This is a genomic window from Escherichia sp. KTE31 (assembly GCF_000407925.1).
GTDB lineage: Bacteria > Pseudomonadota > Gammaproteobacteria > Enterobacterales > Enterobacteriaceae > Escherichia > Escherichia ruysiae.
The window spans coordinates 165,350-189,200 of the sequence record NZ_KE136725.1 but is presented as its reverse complement, the minus strand read 5'-3'; the positions used below and the strand labels follow the sequence as shown (position 1 = coordinate 189,200).

Annotated in this window: 13 protein-coding genes; 7 read left to right on the top strand and 6 right to left on the bottom strand. The window is 52.2% G+C overall.

The window, feature by feature from the left end; genetic code table 11:
• Positions 1–143 precede the first annotated feature (143 nt).
• Positions 144–2,429 (bottom strand): class 1a ribonucleoside-diphosphate reductase subunit alpha, encoded by a 2,286-nt coding sequence (nrdA, locus tag WES_RS07045; protein ID WP_016158664.1) that lies wholly within the window; start codon positions 2,427–2,429, stop codon positions 144–146.
• Positions 2,430–3,118: 689 nt separating this feature from the next.
• Between nrdA and yfaL the strand changes: the two genes are divergently transcribed.
• Positions 3,119–6,853, top strand: a complete 3,735-nt coding sequence (yfaL, locus tag WES_RS07050) for an AIDA-I family autotransporter adhesin YfaL/EhaC (RefSeq protein ID WP_016235245.1) — start codon at positions 3,119–3,121, stop codon at positions 6,851–6,853.
• 142 nt (positions 6,854–6,995) lie between these two features.
• Here yfaL and ubiG read toward each other — a convergent pair whose 3' ends face one another.
• Positions 6,996–7,718 (bottom strand): bifunctional 2-polyprenyl-6-hydroxyphenol methylase/3-demethylubiquinol 3-O-methyltransferase UbiG, encoded by a 723-nt coding sequence (ubiG, locus tag WES_RS07055; RefSeq protein ID WP_000990774.1) that lies wholly within the window; start codon positions 7,716–7,718, stop codon positions 6,996–6,998.
• 146 nt (positions 7,719–7,864) lie between these two features.
• On the opposite strand from ubiG, the gene gyrA reads away from it, so the two are divergent.
• The 6 genes from gyrA to WES_RS07085 all read left to right on the top strand — a co-directional run bounded on the left by gyrA (position 7,865) and on the right by WES_RS07085 (position 19,918).
• A complete protein-coding gene (gene gyrA, locus WES_RS07060) occupies positions 7,865–10,492 on the top strand; it encodes a DNA topoisomerase (ATP-hydrolyzing) subunit A (protein WP_001281237.1) in 2,628 nt (875 codons plus the stop codon).
• A 148-nt stretch (positions 10,493–10,640) separates the two neighbouring features.
• Entirely contained in the window at positions 10,641–12,329 is a 1,689-nt protein-coding gene (locus tag WES_RS07065; RefSeq protein ID WP_016158661.1) for a DUF2138 domain-containing protein, read from the top strand.
• Positions 12,326–12,949 (top strand): DUF1175 domain-containing protein, encoded by a 624-nt coding sequence (locus tag WES_RS07070; RefSeq protein ID WP_016235244.1) that lies wholly within the window; start codon positions 12,326–12,328, stop codon positions 12,947–12,949. The genes WES_RS07065 and WES_RS07070 overlap by 4 nt, the downstream gene beginning before the upstream one ends.
• A gap of 23 nt (positions 12,950–12,972) precedes the next feature.
• On the top strand, positions 12,973–17,487 hold the full coding sequence (locus WES_RS07075) for an alpha-2-macroglobulin family protein (RefSeq protein WP_016158659.1): 4,515 nt from the start codon (positions 12,973–12,975) through the stop codon (positions 17,485–17,487).
• Complete coding sequence (locus WES_RS07080) at positions 17,488–19,137, top strand: YfaQ family protein (RefSeq protein ID WP_016158658.1); 1,650 nt, start codon at positions 17,488–17,490, stop codon at positions 19,135–19,137.
• A gap of 4 nt (positions 19,138–19,141) precedes the next feature.
• On the top strand, positions 19,142–19,918 hold the full coding sequence (locus tag WES_RS07085; protein ID WP_016158657.1) for a YfaP family protein: 777 nt from the start codon (positions 19,142–19,144) through the stop codon (positions 19,916–19,918).
• Between the two features lie 73 nt (positions 19,919–19,991).
• On the opposite strand, the gene atoB is transcribed toward WES_RS07085, so the two are convergent.
• From atoB to atoD, 4 genes are read right to left on the bottom strand one after another with little or no spacing between them, the layout of a single operon-like run.
• Positions 19,992–21,176 (bottom strand): acetyl-CoA acetyltransferase, encoded by a 1,185-nt coding sequence (gene atoB, locus WES_RS07090; RefSeq protein WP_016158656.1) that lies wholly within the window; start codon positions 21,174–21,176, stop codon positions 19,992–19,994.
• A gap of 30 nt (positions 21,177–21,206) precedes the next feature.
• Positions 21,207–22,529, bottom strand: a complete 1,323-nt coding sequence (locus tag WES_RS07095) for a TIGR00366 family protein (protein ID WP_000580270.1) — start codon at positions 22,527–22,529, stop codon at positions 21,207–21,209.
• A complete protein-coding gene (atoA, locus tag WES_RS07100) occupies positions 22,526–23,176 on the bottom strand; it encodes an acetate CoA-transferase subunit beta (protein ID WP_000339061.1) in 651 nt (216 codons plus the stop codon). Before atoA ends, WES_RS07095 begins: the two co-directional genes overlap by 4 nt.
• Positions 23,176–23,838, bottom strand: coding sequence for an acetate CoA-transferase subunit alpha (gene atoD, locus WES_RS07105; RefSeq protein WP_000850522.1), 663 nt, complete (start codon positions 23,836–23,838; stop codon positions 23,176–23,178). Before atoD ends, atoA begins: the two co-directional genes overlap by 1 nt.
• Positions 23,839–23,851: the final 13 nt, after the last annotated feature.

Below are 23,851 nucleotides of genomic sequence, written 5' to 3'. Positions count from 1 at the left end.
TGTTGGGAGTTTAATGCCGGATAAGGCATTTTACGCCGCATCCGGCATCCAGAGCCTGATGCGACGCTGGCGAGTCTTATCAGGCCTACAAATTCGAGCCGTAGGCCGGATAAGGCGTTCACGCCGCATCCGGCATCTCAATATCAGATCTTACATGCGCCGCTTTCGCAGCCATCGTCCTGGATTGACGGCACTAGATCGTCCTGCGCGTCTTCAGCGCCATCACGGGTGTTCTGATAATACAGCGTTTTGACCCCGAATTTGTAGGCGGTGAGCAGGTCTTTCAGCAACTGCTGCATCGGCACTTTTCCTGACGGGAAGCGTGACGGATCGTAGTTGGTGTTAGCAGAGATCGACTGATCGATAAATTTCTGCATGATACCCACCAGTTGCAGGTAGCCATCGTTACCCGGCATTTCCCACAGCAGCTCATAGGCGTCGTGCAGGTGTTCGTAGTCCGGCACCACCTGGCGCAGAATACCGTCTTTCGACGCTTTGATGCTGACGTAACCGCGCGGCGGTTCAATACCGTTAGTGGCGTTAGAGATCTGCGAAGAGGTCTCGGACGGCATCAGAGCAGAAAGCGTGGAGTTACGCAGACCGTGCGTTTTGATTGACTCTCGCAACGCTTCCCAGTCGTAATGCAGCGGTTCATTGGTGATAGCATCCAGATCTTTTTTGTAGGTATCGATCGGCAGGATACCTTTCGCGTAAGTGGTTTCGTTAAACCACGGGCACGCGCCTTGTTCTTTCGCCAGCTCGTTAGACGCTTTCAGCAGGTAATATTGAATTGCTTCGAAGGTTTTATGCGTCAGGTTGTTGGCACTGCCGTCGGAGTAGCGTTTACCGTGCTTCGCCAGATAGTAAGCGAAGTTGATCACACCAATACCCAGCGTGCGACGACCCATCGCTCCGCGTTTGGCTGCCGGGATCGGGTAATCCTGATAATCCAGCAGCGCGTCGAGTGCGCGTACCGCCAGAATCGCCAGCTCTTCCAGTTCATCCAGGCTATTAATTGCGCCCAGGTTGAAAGCAGACAGCGTACACAGCGCGATTTCACCGTTTTCGTCGTTGACGTCATTCAGCGGTTTGGTCGGCAGGGCGATTTCCAGGCACAGGTTAGACTGGCGCACTGGTGCAATAGCCGGATCAAACGGGCTGTGGGTGTTGCAGTGGTCAACGTTCTGAATATAGATACGACCGGTAGACGCACGTTCCTGCATCATCAGCGAGAACAGCTCAACGGCTTTCACACGCTGTTTGCGGATGCTGTCGTCTTTTTCATATTTGGTGTACAGGTGCTCAAATTCTTCCTGATCGGCGAAGAACGCGTCGTATAACCCTGGCACATCGGACGGGCTGAACAGGGTGATATCTTCACCTTTCAGCAGGCGGGTATACATCAGTTTGTTGATTTGTACCCCGTAGTCCATATGACGCACGCGGTTGCCTTCAACCCCACGGTTGTTTTTCAGCACCAGCAGGCTTTCTACTTCCAGATGCCAAATTGGGTAGAACAGCGTTGCTGCACCGCCACGCACACCGCCCTGGGAGCAGGATTTCACCGCCGTCTGGAAATGCTTATAGAACGGAATACAGCCGGTGTGGAATGCTTCGCCGCCGCGAATCGGGCTACCCAGTGCACGAATACGCCCGGCGTTGATACCGATACCGGCACGCTGGGAGACGTATTTTACAATCGCGCTGGAGGTCGCATTGATGGAATCCAGGCTGTCACCGCACTCAATCAGTACGCAGGAGCTGAACTGACGAGTCGGGGTACGCACGCCGGACATGATTGGCGTCGGCAGCGAAATTTTAAATGTGGAAACCGCGTCGTAAAAACGCTTCACGTATTGCAGACGCGTTTCACGCGGGTAGTTTGAGAACAGGCAGGCAGCAACCAGAATATAGAGGAACTGGGCGCTCTCGTAGATTTCGCCGGTCACGCGGTTCTGTACCAGATATTTCCCTTCCAGTTGCTTAACGGCAGCGTAAGAGAAGGTCATATCACGGTCGTGATCGATAAACGTGTCCATCTGCTTGAACTCTTCTTCCGTGTAGTCTTCCAGCAGATGATTATCGTATTTGCCCATTTCGACCATTTTCTTCACATGGTCATACAGCGCAGGCGGCTCAAACTGACCGTAGGCTTTTTTACGCAGGTGGAAAATTGCCAGGCGCGCGGCGAGGTACTGATAATCCGGTGCTTCACGGGAGATCAGGTCTGCGGCAGCCTTGATAATGGTTTCGTGGATGTCAGAAGTCTTGATACCGTCATAAAACTGAATGTGGGAGCGCAGTTCGACCTGGGAAATCGAAACGTTATGCAGTCCTTCTGCCGCCCAATCCAGAACACGATGGATTTTGTCGAGATTGATGCGCTCTGTGCTACCGTTGCGCTTTGTCACCAGCAGATTCTGATTCATGTATGTAGTACCTGTTTTGGGAATACTTTCCGCAATAGTGTCGCTTTGACTACCTGTAGTGAGAAAAGTCGCAATGAACACTATATATAGGGGGTATGTTTGGGATTCACTGCAAGATAGTGTGAAAATGGCCCTCTTGCAAGTGCATAACTTTGTGGATAACTCGCAACGGAAAAGGTGACTTCCACGCACCTTAGGTCAGACAAGGTGTTCGGGAAAGTCAATGGGAAGAGAAAAAATTGTTAAAAATAACCGTTCGGCGATTTCTTGAACGTTCAATTTAAGATAATTATTGATCCAGGTTATTTATTGCGCTTATGTCAGATGTGGCGAAAATTGATACCATCACAAACTCATATCATGTCGACACTTATTGTTATGTTTATGATGTGAGCAAATGTAAAGGGGGGGCGTTCACGAAACAGATATTTTTTAATCAGTAGATGTAAAATTAAAGTTTGCGATATTGATTATTCCAGGTAAACAAGAAATGAATTAATCAGTTTAATATGTTTTAATTATCATTGTTTAATAATCAAGTAAACTTTGAAAGAAATAATTAATACCTTTCTGTAAATATTATTTCTGGTTCGATTATTTTAAAAATTTCTTGTTTACAATTGGTTATTATCTACAATCGTAATATGCCTTTTAATGATAGCGTGTTATTTCTCACAGGCTGTCAGATCATGAATAAAAAATGGATTATTTTTATCAGGAAAGGGTATCTGTTAATTTTCCCGGCTGTCGTTGCTTGCGTGTTTACGCGTGCAAACGCGGCGTCGCAGATTCTGGCTTCATGTCAGGGGGTTAATGTTTCTACCAGTTGCCTGGCCAGTCGCCAGAGCCTCTCAGGTAGTATGCAGACCTGGAGTGTTGCTGACGGGCAATGGCTTATTTTTTCCTCTATGGCAAATGATGCCAGTGGCGGGGCGGTATTTTTACAACAAGGAGCTGATTTCATATTGTCAGCACAAGGTGGAACAGGTATGACTCTGTTCGAAAATAATACCGTGAGTGGTGAATATAATAATGGAGGTGCTATTTTTGCGAAAGAAAACTCAACGCTGAATCTTACTCAGGTTATCTTCGACAGTAATGTGGCAGGAGGATATGGCGGGGCTATCTATTCTGCGGGTACAAATGACGCTGGTGATATTGATCTTAGCGTTACCAATTCTGTATTTACAGGTAATATTGCTAACGATGGCAAAGGTGGCGCAATTTATTCGATTAATAATAATATTTACTTAAATAATACGATTTTTAATAATAATCGGGCATATACATCAACAAGTTACAGTGATGGCGATGGCGGCGCTATCGATATCACCGATAATAATACGGAAACCATTCACCCATCAGAGTTCACAATAATTAATAACACCACGTTTACAGATAATATTGCTGAAGGCTACGGTGGTGCAATTTATAGCAGTAGTGCGAACTCTCCCTATCTTATTGATATTTCGGTTGATGCCGGCTACAGCTATAACGGTGGCGTTTTGGTGGATGAGAACAACAGTGCCACAGGATATGGCGATGTGCCATCTGCGTCGGCGGGCGGCTTTATGTACATCGATTCAAGTCAGGTCAGGTTTGATATCGCTGGTAATAAAACGTTGATTATTGGTGACCTGAGCAACGATGGTGCGCTCGATTCCATTGCCGGAACCGGAAGTATCAGCAAAACCGGCGCAGGCGAACTGGTGCTTAATGCGGATAATAATAATTTTACCGGTGAGATGCGGGTTGAAAACGGTGAAGTGACGCTGGGGCGTAGCAATTCGCTGATGAATGTTGGCGATGATCGTTGCCAGAGTAATCCACAAAATTGCTATGGCCTGATGGTGGGCAGTATCAGTCATCGGGATGATCAGGCAGAACTTAACGTTGGCGCAACACAGCAGACTTTTGTTCACTCACTGACGGGTTTTCAGAATGGCACTTTAAATATTGATGCTGGCGGTAACGTGACTGTAAATGCTGGCGGGTTTAGCGGAACTATTGAAGGTGAAGGACAACTGACCATTGCTGAAAATGGTAGCTATGCGCTGGCGGGGGCGTCGTCGATGGCGCTGACCGGCGATATTGTGGTGGAAGATGGCGCAATCCTCTCGCTGGCGGGAAACGCGGCGGATCTGGCGGCGATGCAGGACGATCCGCAGTCAATTGTGTTAAACGGTGGCATATTAGATCTCTCCGATTTCACCACCTGGCAGAGCGGTACGTCAGAGAACGATGGGCTGGAAATCAGTGGCAGTGGCGGTACGGTAATTGGTCAGCAGGACGTTGTCGATCTTTATAGTGGTGAGGATTTGCATATTGGCGATGACGGGAAAAAAGGCGTCTATGTAGTGGTAGATGCAGGCGATGGACAGGTAAGCCTGGCGAATGACAATCAATACCTCGGCACAACACAAATCGCTTCCGGCACGCTGGTGGTGAGCAACAATTCTCAGCTTGGTGATACTCACTATAACCGCCAGGTTATCTTCACTGATAATCAACAAGATAGCGCGATGGAGATTACGGCTGATGTCGATACTCGCTCTGCGATGGCTGGTCATGGGCGTGATATCGAAATGCGCGCTGATGGCGAAATTGTGGTTGATGATGGTGCTGTGACGCAGTGGGGCGCATTGATCGCCGATAGCAGTGGACAGCAGCAGGATGTGGGAACCACACTGACGAAAACCGGTGCAGGAACGCTGGAACTGACTGCCAGCGGCACGGCGCAGTCGGCGGTGCGAGTGGAAGAAGGTACGCTGAAAGGTGATGTTGCGGATATCTTTCCTTACGCTTCGTCGCTGTGGGTTGGTGACGGGGCAACGTTCGAGACTGGCGCGGATCAGGATATTCAGTCTATTGATGCCAGTTCCAGCGGCACTATCGACATCAGCGATAGCACGGTTTTGCGTTTAACCGGGCAGGATACGTCTGTGGCGCTTGACGCCTCATTGTTTAACGGTGGCGGTACGCTGGTGAATGCCACCGATGGCGTGACGTTGACAGGTGAGCTTAATACCGACCTTGAAACTGACAACCTGACCTATCTTGCCGACGTGACGGTTAATGGTGATCTGACCAATACGTCCGGTGCGGTTAGCCTGCAAAATGGCGTCGTTGGCGATACGCTGACGGTAAACGGTGATTACACCGGCGGCGGTACGTTACTGCTCGACAGCGAATTAAACGGCGATGACTCAGCAAGCGACCAGTTGGTGTTGAACGGTAATACTGCTGGCAATACCACGGTTGTGGTTAACCCCATTACAGGGATTGGTGAGCCGACATCTACAGGCATTAAAGTGGTTGATTTCGCAGCTGATCCCACGCAGTTTCAAAACAATGCGCAGTTCAGTCTGGCAGGCAGTGGCTACGTCAATATGGGCGCTTACGACTATACGTTGGTGGAAGATAACAACGACTGGTATCTGCGATCACAAAAAGTCACGCCGCCATCGCCACCTGATCCGACTCCCGATCCCACGCCGGCTCCTGACCCAACGCCCGTTTATCAGCCGATGCTGAATGCAAAAATCGGTGGATATCTTAATAACCTGCGGGCGGCAAATCAGGCGTTTGTGATGGAGCGACGCGATCACGCAGGTGGCGACGGTCAGACGCTGCATTTGCGCATTATCGGCGGACGTTATCATTACACGGCGGCGGGGCAGCTGGCTCAGCATGAAGACACCTCTACGGTGCAGCTTAGCGGCGACCTGTTTAGCGGGCGATGGGGCGATGATGGCGAATGGACGCTGGGAGCCATTGGTGGCTACAGCGATAACCAGGGGGACAGCCGCTCGAATATGACCGGAACCCGCGCCGATAACCAGAACCACGGCTATGCTATTGGGCTGACTTCGAGCTGGTTTCAGCATGGTAGCCAGCAGCAGGGGGCGTGGCTGGATAGCTGGCTGCAATATGCATGGTTTAGCAATGATGTTTCCGAACAAGGTGACGGCACGGATCATTACCACTCGTCGGGGATCGTCGCCTCGCTGGAAGCAGGGTATCAGTGGTTACCGGGGCATAGTGTGGTAATCGAACCGCAGGCGCAGGTGGTTTATCAGGGCGTGCAGCAGGATGATTTTACCGCCGCTAACCATGCGCGGGTGTCGCAATCGCAGGGCGATGATATTCTGACGCGTGTCGGGATACATAGCGAATGGCGTAATACTTTCTATATCACGCCAACTCTGGATTTGAATTATTATCACGATCCCAATTCGGCGGAAATTGAAGAAGATGACAGCAATATCAGCGACGATACGGCGAAGCAGCGTGGTGAAATAAAAGTGGGAATAACTGGCAATATTAGTCAGCGAGTTTCCCTGCGCGGCAGTGTCGCATGGCAGAAGGGAAGTGATGATTTTGCCCAGACGGCAGGATTTTTGTCGATGACGGTGAAATGGTAATTGTTGTCCGCCCGGCATAGTTGCCGGATGCGGCGTAAACGCCTTATCCGACCTACGGGGGAGTCATTTGTAAGCCTGATAAGACGCGGCAAGCGTCGCATCAGGCATTGGTACGGTTGCCGGATGAATCCGGTCAACAATCTCACTTATTCTGCGTGTGCAGCATATAGTTCACATCCACGCCGGGGCCGAGTTTAAAGGAATTAGTGATCGGGTTGTAATGCAGCCCGGTCATATGACGCTCTTTTAAACTGGTCTGATCCACCCAGCCCAGCAGTTCTGCCGGTTTAATAAATTTCTTCACATCATGCGTACCTTTAGGCACCATGCGCAAAATATATTCCGCGCCGACCACCGCCATCAGCCATGACTTACCGTTACGGTTAAGCGTAGAGAAAAAGACATCGCCGCCCGGTTTTACCAGTTGCGCACAGGCTCTGACTACTGACTGTGGATCGGGGACGTGCTCCAGCATCTCCATGCAGGTCACAACATCGTACTGCCCGGCATGTTTTGCCGCGTGTTCTTCAACGGTCTCCTGCACGTACTCCACCTGAATACCGCTTTCCAGCGCGTGTAGCTTTGCAACCTGTAGTGGTTCAAAGCCCATATCCAGGCCGGTTACCGTCGCGCCTTCTCGCGCCATACTCTCAGCCAGAATGCCGCCGCCGCAACCGACATCGAGCACCTTTTTGCCAAATAAACCGCCAGCACGCTCGGCAATATAGCCCAGACGCAGTGGGTTAATGCGGTGCAGCGGTTTGAACTCGCCTTCCAGATCCCACCAGCGGGAGGCGACAGCTTCAAATTTAGCGATCTCTTCGTGGTCTACGTTATGGTTTACCGGCGATTTTTCGGCATTCATTGGCACTTCTACTCCGTAATTGGCAAGACAATCGAGTATATCAGGCATTGCAGGTGAATAAAGCGTATAGGTTTACCTCAATCTGCGCGGCTGTGTTATAATTTGCGACCTTTGAATCCGGGATACAGTAGAGGGATAGCGGTTAGATGAGCGACCTTGCGAGAGAAATTACACCGGTCAACATTGAGGAAGAGCTGAAAAGCTCCTATCTGGATTATGCGATGTCGGTCATTGTTGGCCGTGCGCTGCCAGATGTCCGAGATGGCCTGAAGCCGGTACACCGTCGCGTACTTTACGCCATGAACGTACTAGGCAATGACTGGAACAAAGCCTATAAAAAATCTGCCCGTGTCGTTGGTGACGTAATCGGTAAATACCATCCCCATGGTGACTCGGCGGTCTATGACACGATCGTCCGTATGGCGCAGCCATTTTCGCTGCGTTACATGCTGGTAGACGGTCAGGGTAACTTCGGTTCTATCGACGGCGACTCTGCGGCGGCAATGCGTTATACGGAAATCCGTCTGGCGAAAATTGCCCATGAACTGATGGCCGATCTCGAAAAAGAGACGGTCGATTTTGTTGATAACTATGACGGCACGGAAAAAATTCCGGACGTCATGCCGACCAAAATTCCTAACCTGCTGGTGAACGGTTCTTCCGGTATCGCCGTAGGTATGGCAACCAACATCCCGCCACACAACCTGACGGAAGTCATCAATGGTTGTCTGGCGTATATCGATGATGAAGACATCAGCATTGAAGGGCTGATGGAACACATCCCGGGTCCAGACTTCCCGACGGCGGCAATCATTAACGGTCGTCGCGGTATTGAAGAAGCTTACCGTACCGGTCGCGGCAAGGTGTACATCCGCGCCCGTGCAGAAGTGGAAGTCGACGCCAAAACCGGGCGTGAAACCATTATCGTCCACGAAATTCCGTATCAGGTGAACAAAGCGCGCCTGATCGAGAAGATTGCGGAACTGGTAAAAGAAAAACGCGTGGAAGGCATCAGCGCGCTGCGTGACGAGTCTGACAAAGACGGCATGCGCATCGTGATTGAAGTGAAACGCGATGCGGTCGGTGAAGTGGTGCTCAACAACCTCTACTCCCAGACCCAGTTGCAGGTTTCTTTCGGTATCAACATGGTGGCATTGCACCATGGTCAGCCGAAGATTATGAACCTGAAAGACATCATCGCGGCGTTTGTTCGTCACCGCCGCGAAGTGGTGACCCGTCGTACTATTTTCGAACTGCGTAAAGCTCGCGACCGTGCGCATATCCTTGAAGCATTAGCCGTGGCGCTGGCAAACATCGACCCGATCATCGAACTGATCCGTCATGCGCCAACGCCTGCAGAAGCGAAAACCGCGCTGGTTGCTAATCCGTGGCAGCTGGGCAACGTTGCCGCGATGCTGGAACGTGCTGGCGACGATGCTGCGCGTCCGGAATGGCTGGAGCCAGAGTTCGGTGTGCGCGATGGTCTGTACTATCTGACCGAACAGCAAGCCCAGGCAATTCTGGATCTGCGTTTGCAGAAACTGACCGGTCTCGAGCATGAAAAACTGCTCGACGAATACAAAGAGCTGCTGGATCAGATCGCGGAACTGCTGCGTATTCTGGGTAGCGCCGATCGTCTGATGGAAGTGATCCGTGAAGAGCTGGAGCTGGTTCGTGAACAGTTCGGTGACAAACGTCGTACTGAAATCACCGCCAACAGCGCAGACATCAACCTGGAAGATCTGATCACCCAGGAAGATGTCGTCGTCACGCTCTCTCACCAGGGCTACGTTAAGTATCAGCCGCTTTCTGAATACGAAGCGCAGCGTCGTGGCGGGAAAGGTAAATCTGCCGCACGTATTAAAGAAGAAGACTTTATCGACAGGCTGCTGGTGGCGAACACTCACGATCATATCCTGTGCTTCTCCAGCCGTGGTCGCGTCTATTCGATGAAGGTCTACCAGTTACCGGAAGCCTCTCGTGGTGCGCGCGGTCGTCCTATCGTCAACCTGCTGCCGCTGGAGCAGGACGAACGTATCACCGCGATCCTGCCGGTGACCGAGTTTGAAGAAGGCGTGAAAGTCTTCATGGCGACCGCTAACGGTACGGTGAAGAAAACCGTCCTCACCGAATTCAACCGTCTGCGTACCGCCGGTAAAGTGGCGATCAAACTGGTTGAAGGCGATGAGCTGATCGGCGTTGACCTGACCAGTGGCGAAGATGAAGTAATGCTGTTCTCCGCCGAAGGTAAAGTGGTGCGCTTTAAAGAGTCTTCTGTCCGTGCGATGGGCTGCAACACCACCGGTGTTCGCGGTATTCGCTTAGGCGAAGGCGATAAAGTCGTGTCTCTGATCGTACCGCGTGGCGATGGCGCAATCCTTACTGCAACACAAAATGGTTACGGTAAACGTACTGCTGTGGCGGAATACCCAACTAAGTCGCGTGCGACGAAAGGGGTTATCTCCATCAAGGTTACCGAACGTAACGGTTTAGTGGTTGGCGCGGTGCAGGTAGATGATTGCGACCAGATCATGATGATCACCGATGCCGGTACGCTGGTACGTACTCGCGTTTCGGAAATCAGCATCGTGGGCCGTAACACCCAGGGCGTGATCCTCATCCGTACTGCGGAAGATGAAAACGTAGTGGGTCTGCAACGTGTTGCTGAACCGGTTGACGAAGAAGATCTGGATACCATCGACGGCAGTGCTGCGGAAGGGGACGATGAAATCGCTCCGGAAGTGGACGTTGACGACGAGCCAGAAGAAGAATAATTTTATTTCTTCATCCCAAAAGGGAGCCATCTCCCTTTTTTGAATTGAAAAGTCCAGGCTGTAAAGCCTGGGCTTTTGTCGTATTAGGGCGCGATAAAGTTGCGCATCGCCCATAAAAAGTGGCTGGCTTTACACAAGGAATGTGGCAATGAGTGGTGAAAAAAAGGCGAAAGGCTGGCGGTTCTATGGCTTTGTAGGTTTGGGTGCAATAGCACTGCTTTCCGCAGGCGTTTGGGCATTGCAATATGCTGGTAGTGGGCCTGAAAAAACGTTGTCGCCGCTGGTGGTGCACAACAATCTGCAAATCGATCTCAATGAGCCTGACCTCTTTCTCGATAGCGACTCTCTAAGCCAGCTTCCCAAAGATCTCCTTACTATTCCTTTTCTCCACGATGTCCTGAGTGAAGATTTCGTTTTCTATTATCAGAATCATGCCGATCGTCTGGGCATTGAAGGCAGTATTCGCCGCATTGTCTATGAACACGATCTCACGCTGAAAGATAAGCTCTTTTCGTCACTCTTAGACCAGCCCGCGCAGGCGGCGCTATGGCACGATAAACAAGGCCATCTTTCACATTATATGGTGCTTATCCAGCGTAGTGGCTTGAGCAAGTTGCTGGAGCCATTGCTGTTTGCTGCTACCAGCGACAGCCAGTTAAGCAAGACGGAAATCAGTAGTATTAAGCTAAATAGTGAAACCATCCCTGTTTATCAGTTGCGCTATAACGGCAATACCGCCCTGATGTTCGCGACATATCAGGACAAGATGCTGGTGTTTTCCAGCACGGATATGCTGTTTAAAGATGACCAGCAGGATACCGAAGCCACGGCGATCGCAAGTGATTTGTTGAGCGGTAAAAAACGCTGGGAAGCTAGTTTTGTCCTGGAAGATCGTACTGCCGGAAAAACGCCAGTACGCCAGCGCATCGTGGTTAGCGCAAATTTGCTGGGTTTTGGCTACCAGCGATTAATGCCTTCTTTTGCTGGCGTGCGCTTCGAAATGGGCAACGACGGCTGGCATAGCTTTCTGGCGTTAAATGATGAATCCGCAAGCGTAGATGCCAGTTTCGATTTCACGCCCGTGTGGAACAGTATGCCTGCCGGTGCCAGTTTCTGTGTGGCGGTGCCGTATTCGCACGGTATTGCCGAAGAGATGCTCTCACAAATCGCTCAGGAAAACGACAAGTTGAATGGGGCGTTAGATGGTGCAGCCGGACTGTGCTGGTATGAGGATTCAAAACTGCAAACCCCGCTGTTTGTTGGTCAGTTTGATGGCACTGACGAACAGGCGCAATTGCCAGGGAAACTGTTTACCCAAAATATTGGTGCTCGTGAAAGCAAAGCGCCAGAAGGCGTATTACCGGTAACTCAAACTCAGCAGGGCGAAGCGCAAATCTGGCGTCGCGAAGTGAGTTCCCGATACGGTCAGTATCCGAAAGCACAGTCAGCGCAACCAGATCAATTAATGTCGGATTATTTTTTCCGCGTGTCGCTGGCGATGCAAAACAAAACGCTGCTTTTCTCCCTCGATGACATGCTGGTTAATAACGCGCTGCAAACACTGAATAAAACCCGCCCGGCAATGGTGGATGTGATACCCACTGATGGCGTCGTTCCGGTCTATATCAATCCACAAGGAATGGCGAAACTGCTGCGTAACGAAACGCTGACTAGTCTGCCGAAGAATCTCGAACCGGTTTTTTATAACGCCGCACAAACTTTATTAATGCCGAAACTGGACGCTTTATCGCAACAGCCTCGTTATGTCATGAAGCTGGACCAGATGAAACCGGGCGCCGCCTGGCAATGGTTACCAATCAACTGGCAGCCATTATGAGGCGTGGACTGCTGGCACTGATTTGCTGGCTGCGTTGTTTTTGCGTTCAGAGTGAAATGCTGAATGTCGAACAATCGGGACTATTTCGTGCCTGGTTTGTGCGCATTGCGCAGGAACAGCTACGCCAGGGGCCAAGCCCACGTTGGTATCAGCAGGATTGCGCAGGTCTGGTGCGCTTTGCAGCGAACGAGTCGCTGAAAGTTCACGATAGCAAATGGCTAAAAAGTAACGGTCTGTCAAACCAGTATCTACCGCCAGAAATGACGCTAACACCTGAGCAACGACAACTGGCACAAAACTGGAATCAGGGGAACGGGAAAACCGGCCCCTACGTAACCGCGATTAATTTGATTCAGTACAACAGCCAGTTTATTGGCCAGGACATAAACCAGGCACTGCCTGGCGATATGATTTTTTTCGATCAGGGCGATGCCCAGCACTTAATGGTCTGGATGGGGCGTTACGTCATCTACCACACCGGAAGCGCCACGAAAACTGACAACGGAATGCGCGCAGTCAGTCTGCAACAACTTATGACATGGAAGGACACCCGATGGATACCCAACGATTCCAATCCCAATTTCATTGGCATTTATCGTTTAAATTTTCTGGCGCGATAGCAGCGTGCTTGAGCCTGTCTCTTATGGGGACGGGGCTTGTTAATGCTGACGATTCGCTTCCTTCCAGCAACTATGCGCCGCCCGCCGGGGGAACGTTCTTTTTGCTCGCTGACAGCAGTTTTAGTAGCAGCGAAGAGGCGAAAGTGCGGCTGGAAGCGCCGGGGCGCGATTATCAACGTTATCAGATGGAAGAGTACGGCGGCGTGGATGTTCGCCTGTATCGTATTCCTGATCCGATGGCATTTCTGCGTCAGCAGAAAAACCTGCACCGCATTGTAGTACAACCGCAGTATCTGGGCGACGGTCTGAACAATACGCTAACCTGGCTGTGGGATAACTGGTACGGCAAATCTCGCCGTGTAATGCAGCGTTCTTTCTCTTATCAATCACGGCAGAATGTGACCCAGGCATTACCGGAATTGCAGCTCGGCAATGCCATCATCAAACCTTCCCGTTATGTACAAAACAGCCAGTTTTCACCGCTGAAGAAATATCCACTGGTGGAACAGTTCCGTTATCCACTATGGCAGGCAAAACCGGTTGAGCCACAGCAAGGGGTAAAACTGGAAGGCGCATCCAGTAACTTCATCTCGCCGCAACCGGGCAACATCTATATTCCTCTCGGCAAACAAGAGCCGGGACTGTACCTCGTCGAGGCAATGGTAGGTGGGTATCGGGCGACAACGGTGGTGTTTGTTTCCGATACCGTGGCGCTTAGTAAAGTGTCAGGTAACGAGCTTCTGGTGTGGACCGCTGGCAAAAAACGGGGTGAAGCTAAACCTGGTTCGGAAGTTCTGTGGACTGACGGTCTTGGCGTGATGACACGTGGTGTGACTGATGATAGTGGCACCTTGCAGTTACAACATATATCGCCGGAACGTTCATACATTCTGGGTAAAGATGCTGAAGGCGGCGTTTTTGTCTCCGAGAACTTCTTCTACGAAAGCGAAATCTACAACACCCGCTTGTATATCTTTACCGACCGCCCGCTGTATCGGGCAGGCGACCGTGTTGATGTTAAAGTGATGGGGCGCGAGTTCCACGACCCGATGCATTCATCGCCCATCGTCAGCGCCCCGGCAAAACTCTCGGTGCTGGACGCCAACGGCAGCCTGTTGCAAACCGTCAATGTCACGCTGGATGCGCGCAATGGCGGGCAGGGGAGTTTCCGCCTGCCAGAAAATGCCGTTGCCGGAGGTTATGAGTTACGCCTGGCTTACCGCAATCAGGTCTACAGCAGTAGTTTTCGCGTAGCCAACTACATCAAACCACATTTCGAGATTGGTTTAGCTCTCGATAAAAAAGATTTCAAAACTGGCGAAGCGGTCAGCGGCAAACTGCAACTGCTCTACCCGGATGGCGAACCGGTAAAAGATGCCCGCGTGCAGTTAAGTTTGCGCGCTCAGCAACTTTCGATGGTTGGTAACGATTTGCGTTATGCTGGACGTTTCCCGGTGTCGCTGGAAGGTAGCGATGCTGTTTCGGACGATAAAGGCAATGTAGCATTAAACCTTCCCGCTGCCGATAAACCGAGCCGCTATTTGTTAACCGTTTCCGCCAGCGATGGTGCGGCATATCGTGTCACCACCACCAAAGAGATCCTCATTGAACGCGGTCTTGCGCATTACTCTCTAAGCACCGCCGCGCAATACAGTAATAGCGGCGAGCCGGTTGTTTTTCGTTATGGCGCGCTGGAAGCCTCAAAACAGGTTCCTGTTACGTATGAATGGTTGCGTCTCGAAGACCGCACGAGCCATAGCGGAGAGCTACCGTCAGGCGGCAAATTCTTTACCGTCAATTTCGATAAACCTGGCAACTACAACCTGACATTACGCGATAAAGACGGCTTAATTCTCGCCGGGTTAAGCCATGCAGTCAGCGGTAAGGGCAGCACGGCGCATACTGGTACGGTAGATATCGTGGCGGATAAAACGCTGTACCAGCCAGGCGAAACCGCGAAGATGCTGATTACCTTCCCGGAGCCAATCGATGAAGCGTTATTGACGCTGGAACGCGATCGCGTGGAACAGCAGTCGCTGCTATCGCGCCCGGCAAACTGGCTGAAGTTACAACGCTTAAACGATACCCAGTATGAAGCCCGCGTACCGGTGAGCAATTCCTTTGCGCCTAACATCACTTTTTCGGTGCTGTATACCCGTAACGGTCAGTTCAGTTTTCAGAACGCCGGGATCAAAGTTGCCGTTCCCCAGCTGGATATTCGGGTGAAAACGGACAAAACCCATTACCAGCCAGGTGAACTGGTCAATGTTGAATTAACCTCGTTGCTGAAGGGTAAACCGGTTTCCGCGCAGCTAACGGTTGGCGTGGTCGATGAAATGATCTACGCACTGCAACCGGAAATCGCGCCGAATATCGGCAAATTTTTCTATCCGCTGGGGCGTAACAATGTGCGCACCAGTTCCAGCTTGTCATTTATCAGCTACGACCAGGCGCTCTCCAGCGAGCCGGTTGCGCCTGGCGCGACTAACCGCAGCGAGCGGCGAGTAAAAATGCTGGAACGTCCACGACGCGAAGAGGTGGATACTGCGGCATGGATGCCGTCACTTACAACCGATAAACAAGGCAAAGCGTATTTCACGTTCCTGATGCCTGATTCGTTAACCCGCTGGCGTATTACCGCGCGAGGGATGAACGGCGACGGGCTGGTTGGGCAAGGGCGTGCTTATCTGCGTTCGGAAAAAAATCTCTACATGAAGTGGAGTATGCCAACGGTATATCGTCTGGGCGACAAACCGGCGGCAGGGCTGTTTATCTTCAGTCAGCAGGATAACGAACCTGTGGAACTGGTGAGTAAATTTGCGGGCGCTGAGATGCGTCAGACGCTGACGCTGCACAAAGGGGCGAACTATATTTCGCTGGAGCAGAACATTCTGCAATCTGGTTTGTTAAGCGCAGAGCTGCAACAAAATGGGCAAGTGCAGGACAGCATTAGCACAAAGCTGTCTTTTGTGGATAACACCTGGCCCGTTGAACAGCAGAAAAACGTCATGCTCGGCGGCGGTGATAACGCGCTGATGTTGCCCGAGCTGGCGAGCAATATCCGGATACAAAGTAGTGAAACGCCGCAGGAGATTTTCCGCAATAACCTTGATGCGTTAGTCGATGAACCCTGGGGGGGCGTGATCAACACCGGTAGCCGTCTGATCCCGCTCAGTCTCGCCTGGCGTTCGCTTGCCGATCATCAAAGTGCCGCCGCTAACGACATTCGTCAGATGATTCAGGATAACCGTCTGCGGCTGATGCAACTGGCGGGGCCAGGCGCGCGCTTTACCTGGTGGGGTGAAGATGGCAATGGCGACGCCTTCCTCACGGCATGGGCATGGTACGCCGACTGGCAGGCCAGTCAGGCGCTCGGCGTAACGCAGCAACCGGAATACTGGCAGCATATGCTCGACAGTTATGCCGAGCAGGCAGATAACATGCCGTTATTGCATCGGGCGCTGGTGCTGGCGTGGGCGCAGGAGATGAATCTGCCGTGCAAAACGTTGTTGAAAGGGTTGGATGAAGCTATCGCCCGGCGCGGAACTAAAACAGAAGATTTCTCTGAGGAAGACACCCGCGATATCAATGACAGCCTGATCCTCGATACACCGGAATCTCCACTGGCAGATGCGGTTGCTAACGTTTTAACCATGACGTTGCTGAAAAAAGCGCAGTTGAAGTCCACTGTGATGCCACAGGTTCAGCAATATGCGTGGGATAAGGCAGCGAACAGCAACCAGCCGCTGGCGCACACGGTTGTGCTGCTCAATAGCGGTGGCGACACCACCCAGGCGGCCGCCATTTTAAGTGGTTTGACTGCTGAGCAATCCACTATTGAACGCGCACTGGCCATGAACTGGCTGGCGAAATATATGGCGACGATGCCTCCGGTTGTGTTACCTGCGCCTGCGGGCGCATGGGCCAAACATAAGTTAACCGGAGGGGGCGAATACTGGCGTTGGGTTGGTCAGTGTGTGCCGGACATTCTCTCTTTTGGTGACGAATTATCGCCGCAAAACGTGCAGGTTCGCTGGCGTGAACCGGCAAAAGCGGCTCAACAAAGTAACATTCCGGTGACCGTTGAACGCCAGTTGTATCGGCTTATCCCTGGTGAAGAAGAGATGAGTTTTACTCTGCAGTTGGTGACCGGTAATGAGATCGACAGCGACGCCCTGTACCTTGATGAGGTAACGCTTACCAACGAGCAGGATGCATCTCTGCGCTACGGTCAGGTAGAAGTACCGCTGCCGCCGGGAGCCGATGTTGAACGCACAACGTGGGGCATTTCGGTCAATAAACCCAACGCCGCGAAACAGCAGGGGCAGTTGCTGGAAAAAGCGCGTAATGAAATGGGCGAGCTGGCCTATATGGTGCCGGTGAAAGAACTGACGGGAACGGTCACTTTCCGCCATTTGCTGCGCTTCTCGCAAAAAGGGCAATTCGTTCTGCCGCCTGCTCGTTATGTGCGTTCCTATGCACCTGCACAGCAAAGCGTTGCGGCAGGGAGCGAATGGACCGGGATGCAGGTGAAATAAGTGAACTGGCGCAGAATCGTCTGGCTATTGGCGTTGGTTTCTCTGTCGACGATTGCAGGGGAGCCACCGCTACAACTGGCGCTGCGGGGCGCGCAGCATGACCAACTGTATCAGCTTACTCCGTCAGGCGTGGCAAAAGTCACGACGTTACCTGACACGCTCACCACGCCGTTAGGGAGTTTGTGGAAACTGTATGTATACGCCTGGCTGGAGGATACCCATCAACCGGAGCAGCCCTACCAGTGTCGCGGCAACTCCCCGGAAGAGGTTTATTGTTGTCAGGCAGGGGAGAGCATAACGCGTGATACCGCACTGGTACGTTCCTGCGGACTCTATTTTGCGCCGCAACGGCTGCATATTGGCGCGGATGCATGGCGGCAATACTGGCAACAGCGTCAGGCATCAGCGTGGCTGGCATCTCTATCTACGCTGAAGCCAGAAACCTCGGTAACGGTTAAATCGCTACTTGATTCATTAGCGACGTTACCCGCGCAAAACAAAGCTCAGGAAATCTTACTGGATGTGGTGCTGGACGATGCGAAAATCGGTGTCGCGTCCATGCTCGGTAGTCGGGTACGGGTGAAAACCTGGAGCTGGTTTGCCGATGATAAGCAGGAAATCCGCCAAGGGGGCTTTGCCGGCTGGTTAACCGATGGTACACCGCTGTGGGTTACTGGCAGCGGCACCAGCAAAACGGTACTGACCCGTTATGCGACGGCGCTGAATCAGGTTTTACCTGTACCGACGCAAGTTGCCAGTGGGCAATGTGTGCAGGTTGATCTGTTTGCTCGTTATCCTTTGAAGAAAGTCACCCAGGAGAAAAGCACAAAGTCCGTATCGCCGGGCGTGCTCAATGGGCGCTATCGTGTGACGTTTGCCAATGGTAACCACATTACGTTTGTCAGCCACGGTGAGACGACCTTACTGAGCGAAAAGGGCAAACTGAAATTGCAGTCGCATCTCGATCGTGAAGAGTACGTAGCCAGAGTTCTGGATCGCGAGGCGAAAAGCACGCCTCCAGAGGCTGCGAAAGCCATGACCGTGGCGATTCGCACTTTTTTACAGCAAAACGCCAATCGGGAAGGCGATTGCCTGACCATCCCGGACAGCAGCGCCACGCAGCGTGTTTCTGCTTCGCCAGCCACCACGGGGGCGCGGACAATGACCGCCTGGACGCAGGATCTCATCTATGCGGGCGATCCGGTTCATTATCACGGCAGTCGGGCTACCGAAGGCACACTCTCCTGGCGGCAAGCCACGGCTCAGGCGGGGCAGGGAGAGCGTTACGACCAGATACTCGCGTTTGCTTATCCCGACAACAGCCTTAGCCGCTGGGGAGCGCCACGCTCTTCCTGCCAGTTATTACCCAAAGCGAAAGCCTGGCTGGCGAAAAAAATGCCGCAGTGGCGGCGTATATTACAAGGCGAGACGGGGTACAACGAACCAGACGTGTTTGCGGTCTGCCGTTTAGTCTCAGGTTTCCCCTATACCGATCGGCAGCAGAAGCGGCTGTTTATTCGTAATTTCTTTACGCTTCAGGATCGGCTTGATTTAACCCACGAGTATCTGCATCTGGCCTTTGATGGCTATCCCACCGGGCTGGATGAGACGTATATCGAAACGCTGACCCGACAATTATTAATGGACTAATGCTATGCGAAAGATTTTTCTTCCGTTGTTACTGGTGGCGCTTTCGCCTGTTGCTCACGGCGAAGGTGTGCAGGAAGTCGAGATTGATGCGCCGCTCTCAGGCTGGCATCCGGCGGAGGGTGAAGATGCCAATTTTTCACAATCGATTAATTACCCCGCATCGTCCGTCAATATGGCCGATGATCAAAATATCTCAGCGCAGATCCGTGGCAAAATCAAAAATTATGCGGCGGCGGGCAAAGTCCAACAGGGGCGACTGGTGGTCAACGGCGCCAGTATGCCGCAGAGAATTGAATCCGATGGTTCATTTGCGCGCCCTTATATTTTCACCGAAGGCAGCAACAGCGTGCAGGTCATCAGCCCGGATGGGCAAAGCCGACAAAAAATGCAGTTTTACTCAACGCCGGGTACAGGAACGATTCGTGCGCGTTTACGGCTGGTTCTCTCGTGGGATACGGATAATACCGATCTCGATCTCCATGTCGTTACGCCTGATGGCGAACACGCCTGGTACGGTAACACGGTGCTGAAAAACAGTGGTGCACTGGATATGGATGTCACGACGGGGTACGGTCCAGAGATTTTCGCCATGCCAGCGCCGATTCACGGGCGCTATCAGGTGTATATCAACTACTATGGCGGACGCAGCGAAACGGAGTTGACGACTGCTCAACTGACGCTGATCACCGATGAAGGATCGGTCAATGAGAAACAGGAAACCTTTGTTGTCCCGATGCGTAATGCTGGCGAACTGACGCTGGTGAAAAGTTTTGACTGGTAATTAATGAGGTTACTTTCACTGTCGATGTTTAAGAAAACGCCCGATGACTTTCGCTATCGGGCGTTTTTGTTCGTTAATTCAACCGTTCAATCACCATCGCAATTCCCTGACCGCCACCAATGCACAGCGTTGCCAGACCCAGCGTTTTATCTCGTGCCTGCATTGCATGTAATAGCGTGACCAGAATACGTGCACCGCTGGCGCCGATAGGATGCCCCAGCGCGATGGCTCCGCCGTTGACATTCACTTTCTCAGGATCAAAGCCCAGGGTTTTCCCAACGGCAAGGAACTGCGCAGCAAATGCTTCATTGGCTTCGATGAGATCAATGTCTGCCAGTTGCAGCCCCGCCAGTTGTAATGCTTTTTGTGTGGCAGGCACTGGCCCCATACCCATCAATGCGGGAGGCACGCCGCCGCTGGCATAGCTTTTAATGCGTGCCAGTGGTTTTAGGCCTGCCGCCAGCGCCGCCGATTCTTCCATAATCACCAGTGCGGCAGCCCCGTCGTTAATGCCAGACGCGTTCCCGGCGGTGACCGTTCCGGCTTTGTCGAAGGCCGGGCGCAATGCAGCCAGAGCTTCTGCAGTAGAATCTACTTTCGGGAATTCATCGCGATCGAAGACGATGTTTTTCTTCCGTGTGACAACATTTACCGGGACGATTTCGGCGGTAAAAGCGCCGGACTCAATGGCTGCTGCCGCCTTACGCTGTGAATGTAGCGCCAGTTCATCCTGCATTTCACGGGTAATTCCGTACTCTTTGGCCACGTTCTCGGCGGTAATCCCCATATGATAACCGTGAGTGGCGCACATCAGGCCATCGCGCAGGATTACGTCATAAACCTGCCCGTCTCCAAGACGATAACCAGAGCGTGCTTTTGCATCGAGTAAATAGGGCGCTAAACTCATGTTCTCCATTCCACCCGCTACGATGCTCTGTGCCTGACCGGCCTGAATTGCCTGGGCGGCAAGCGCCACGCTTTTCAGACCAGAACCACATACTTTGTTGATCGTAAATCCGCACACCGTTTCTGCCAGTCCGCTTTTTAGCAGTGCCTGACGAGCCGGATTTTGCCCCAGCCCGGCCTGCAATACGTTACCCATAATCACTTCATCGACGTGTTGTGAATCGAGTTTTGCGCGTTCAATGGCGGCCTGAATTACTGTTGCCCCCAGGTCGATGGCGCTGGTGGAGGCGAGTGAACCATTAAAACTACCGATGGCAGTACGTACCGCACTGACGATGACACAATTTTTCATTTTATCTTCCTTCTGTCTGTAGAGTTGCCGTCAGAACAGCGTTAAACCAATGACGAAAATGACGCCGGAGAAGAGCAGGGCAGTGATGCAATAGCCCATGATGTCGCGGACACCGAGCCCGGCGATTGCCAGTGCTGGCAGCGCCCAGAACGGTTGTGCCATGTTCATCCATTGCTCGCCGTAGGCGATCGCCATTACCGATTTACCGAGATCAGCGCCCAGCGCCTGAGCTGCGGGTATCACGAAAGGTCCCTGAATAACCCAGTGACCGCCGCCAGACGGAACGGCGAAGTTAATCAGTGCAGAACTAAAGAAGGTCATTACCGGGAAGGTGTCTTTGTTAGCGACATTGATAAAAAATTCGGTAATGAGTCCGCCCAGACCGGAGTGCTCCATCATCAGTTGGATCCCGGCGTAGAAGGGGAATTGCACCAGAATACCGGCGGTACTGCGTGCTGCCGCGCTGATAGCACGCATATAAGCCATTGGCGTTTTATGTAGCAGCAGACCTGCAATCATAAACATCAAGTTGACGGTATTGATGGTGATGTTGAAGCCATGTTCGATGAAGTACATCGCCAGGTAAGCAATACCCAGTGCGCCGATGATCAACGTCAGGATGCGACTTTCCTCCAGTCGCTCGGATGGTGGGGCATCTTTCGGTAGCTGCTTTTGAAAATCAGCCTCTTCCATGAGTAGTTTCGGATCGATACTCACCACGTCGGATGGTTTTGGCATCATCATGCGGGTGATAAATGGCATCACTACAATCAACGCCACAGTGATGAAAATGTTAAAACCACTGAACAGAGTATCGCCCACCGGGATAATCCCGGCGATATGCTCAACCGGGTTGCCCGGTGTTGCAGCCAACAGAGGCATTGAGCCAGAGAAGCCGCCACCCCAGGTGAGAAAACCAATGTAGGCGCAGGCAATGAGCAACGGATAATCAGAACCGGGTACTCGCCGGGCGACTTCACGGGCGAACATTGCGCCGACAACCAGACCAAATCCCCAGTTGATGACACAAGCGACGGAACCGAAGAAAGTGACCAGCATGACGCCCTGTACGGGCGTCTTTGCGGCGGAGGCGGCAGTGCGCAGCAAGCTTTTCACCGGAGCGGAGCTGGCAAGGGCATGACCGGTAACGATGATCAGCGCCATCTGCATACCGAACGCCAGCAAGTTCCAGAAACCGTCCCCCCACATTTTCACCATGCTGATCGGCGTTTGTGGTGTTAACCAAAGCGCGATCACGAACGTTAGCAACGTCAGCAACATGGCAAAGATCAGAGGATCGGGAAGCCACCGGCTGACAAAGCGCGTCATAAAACGCGAGATGCGACCAATCATAAATCACCCCGTTGCGTATTCAGATCGGTGGCTACTTCAAACTGAGCTTCGGTTTTGGCACGCACGGTGGCTAAATCACACCCGTCGGCAATTTCGGTGAGCCACATTTTGCCGTCAATAAAACGAAAGACAGCCAGTTCAGTGACCAGCATATGCACCGCGTGTTGCGCAGTGAGCGGCATGGTGCAGCGGCGCAAAATTTTCGGTGAACCATCTTTGGCGCAATGTTCCATGGCAATGATCACTTTGCGCGCCCCGGTCACCAGATCCATTGCGCCACCCATACCGGGCACCATTTTCCCAGGCACTACCCAGTTCGCGAGGTTGGCTTCTTCGTCTACCTGCAAACCACCGAGCACACAGGCATCAATATGACCGCCACGGATCAGCGCAAATGACATGGCGCTGTCAAACATGGCTGCACCAGGCAAAACACCACATGGCTGTCCGCCAGCGTTCACCAGATCTGGATGCGCTGTTGTGACCGGGCCTAAACCGAGGAAGCCGTTTTCCGATTGCAGAGTGATATGAATGCCTTCAGGCAAATAGTTGGCGACCATCGTCGGCAGACCAATGCCCAGATTCACGATGTCACCATCACGAAGCTCTTGTGCCACACGGCGTGCAATACGTTGTTTCGCATCCATTATTTACTCTCCTGTGAAACGATGATGTGGTCGATAACGGCACCAGGGGTGACAATATGGTCAGGTTGCAGCTCACCGACTTCGACCAGTTCATCTGGCTCTACCAGCGTGATATCAGCCGCAAGGGCTATCAGGGGGTTAAAGTTGCGGGCGCTAAGTTGATAGGTCAGGTTGCCAAGTGGGTCGCAACGATGAGCGCGAATGAGCGCCAGGTCGGCGCGCAGCGGGCGTTCAAGCAGCCAGGTTTTGCCGTCGAGTGTCAGTGTCTGTTTGCCTTCCTCTACGACGGTGCCGACACCAGTTGGGGTGAGAAAACCACCAAGTCCAGCTCCACCACAGCGAATTTGCTCGATTAGCGTACCTTGCGGCACCAGAACGACGTCCATCTCACCAGATATCATGCGCCGACCTGTTTCCGGGTTGGTGCCGATATGTGAAGCAATTACTTTGCGGACTCGACCATTGACGATGAGCGGACCGATGCCGGTATCAACAAACGCGGTATCATTGGCTATCAATGTCAGGTCGCGAACGCCAGATTCCAGTAATGCTTCAACCAGGCGGGATGGAGTGCCAATCCCCATAAATCCGCCCACCATGATGGTCATGCCGTCACGAAAGAAGCCGGAGGCGTCTTGTAATGTCATCAATTTTGTTTTCATTATTTATCCCTCT

Excerpts from the sequence above, each read along its gene's own strand:
- WES_RS07075 (WP_016158659.1), top strand. The coding sequence starts at position 12,973 with ATGGGGACGGGGCTTGTTAATGCTGACGATTCGCTTCCTTCCAGCAAC.
- nrdA (WP_016158664.1), bottom strand. The coding sequence starts at position 2,429 with ATGAATCAGAATCTGCTGGTGACAAAGCGCAACGGTAGCACAGAGCGC.
- gyrA (WP_001281237.1), top strand. The coding sequence starts at position 7,865 with ATGAGCGACCTTGCGAGAGAAATTACACCGGTCAACATTGAGGAAGAG.
- atoA (WP_000339061.1), bottom strand. The coding sequence starts at position 23,176 with ATGGATGCGAAACAACGTATTGCACGCCGTGTGGCACAAGAGCTTCGT.
- WES_RS07095 (WP_000580270.1), bottom strand. The coding sequence starts at position 22,529 with ATGATTGGTCGCATCTCGCGTTTTATGACGCGCTTTGTCAGCCGGTGG.
- yfaL (WP_016235245.1), top strand. The coding sequence starts at position 3,119 with ATGAATAAAAAATGGATTATTTTTATCAGGAAAGGGTATCTGTTAATT.
- ubiG (WP_000990774.1), bottom strand. The coding sequence starts at position 7,718 with ATGAATGCCGAAAAATCGCCGGTAAACCATAACGTAGACCACGAAGAG.
- WES_RS07070 (WP_016235244.1), top strand. The coding sequence starts at position 12,326 with ATGAGGCGTGGACTGCTGGCACTGATTTGCTGGCTGCGTTGTTTTTGC.
- WES_RS07085 (WP_016158657.1), top strand. The coding sequence starts at position 19,142 with ATGCGAAAGATTTTTCTTCCGTTGTTACTGGTGGCGCTTTCGCCTGTT.
- atoD (WP_000850522.1), bottom strand. The coding sequence starts at position 23,838 with ATGAAAACAAAATTGATGACATTACAAGACGCCTCCGGCTTCTTTCGT.
- atoB (WP_016158656.1), bottom strand. The coding sequence starts at position 21,176 with ATGAAAAATTGTGTCATCGTCAGTGCGGTACGTACTGCCATCGGTAGT.
- WES_RS07065 (WP_016158661.1), top strand. The coding sequence starts at position 10,641 with ATGAGTGGTGAAAAAAAGGCGAAAGGCTGGCGGTTCTATGGCTTTGTA.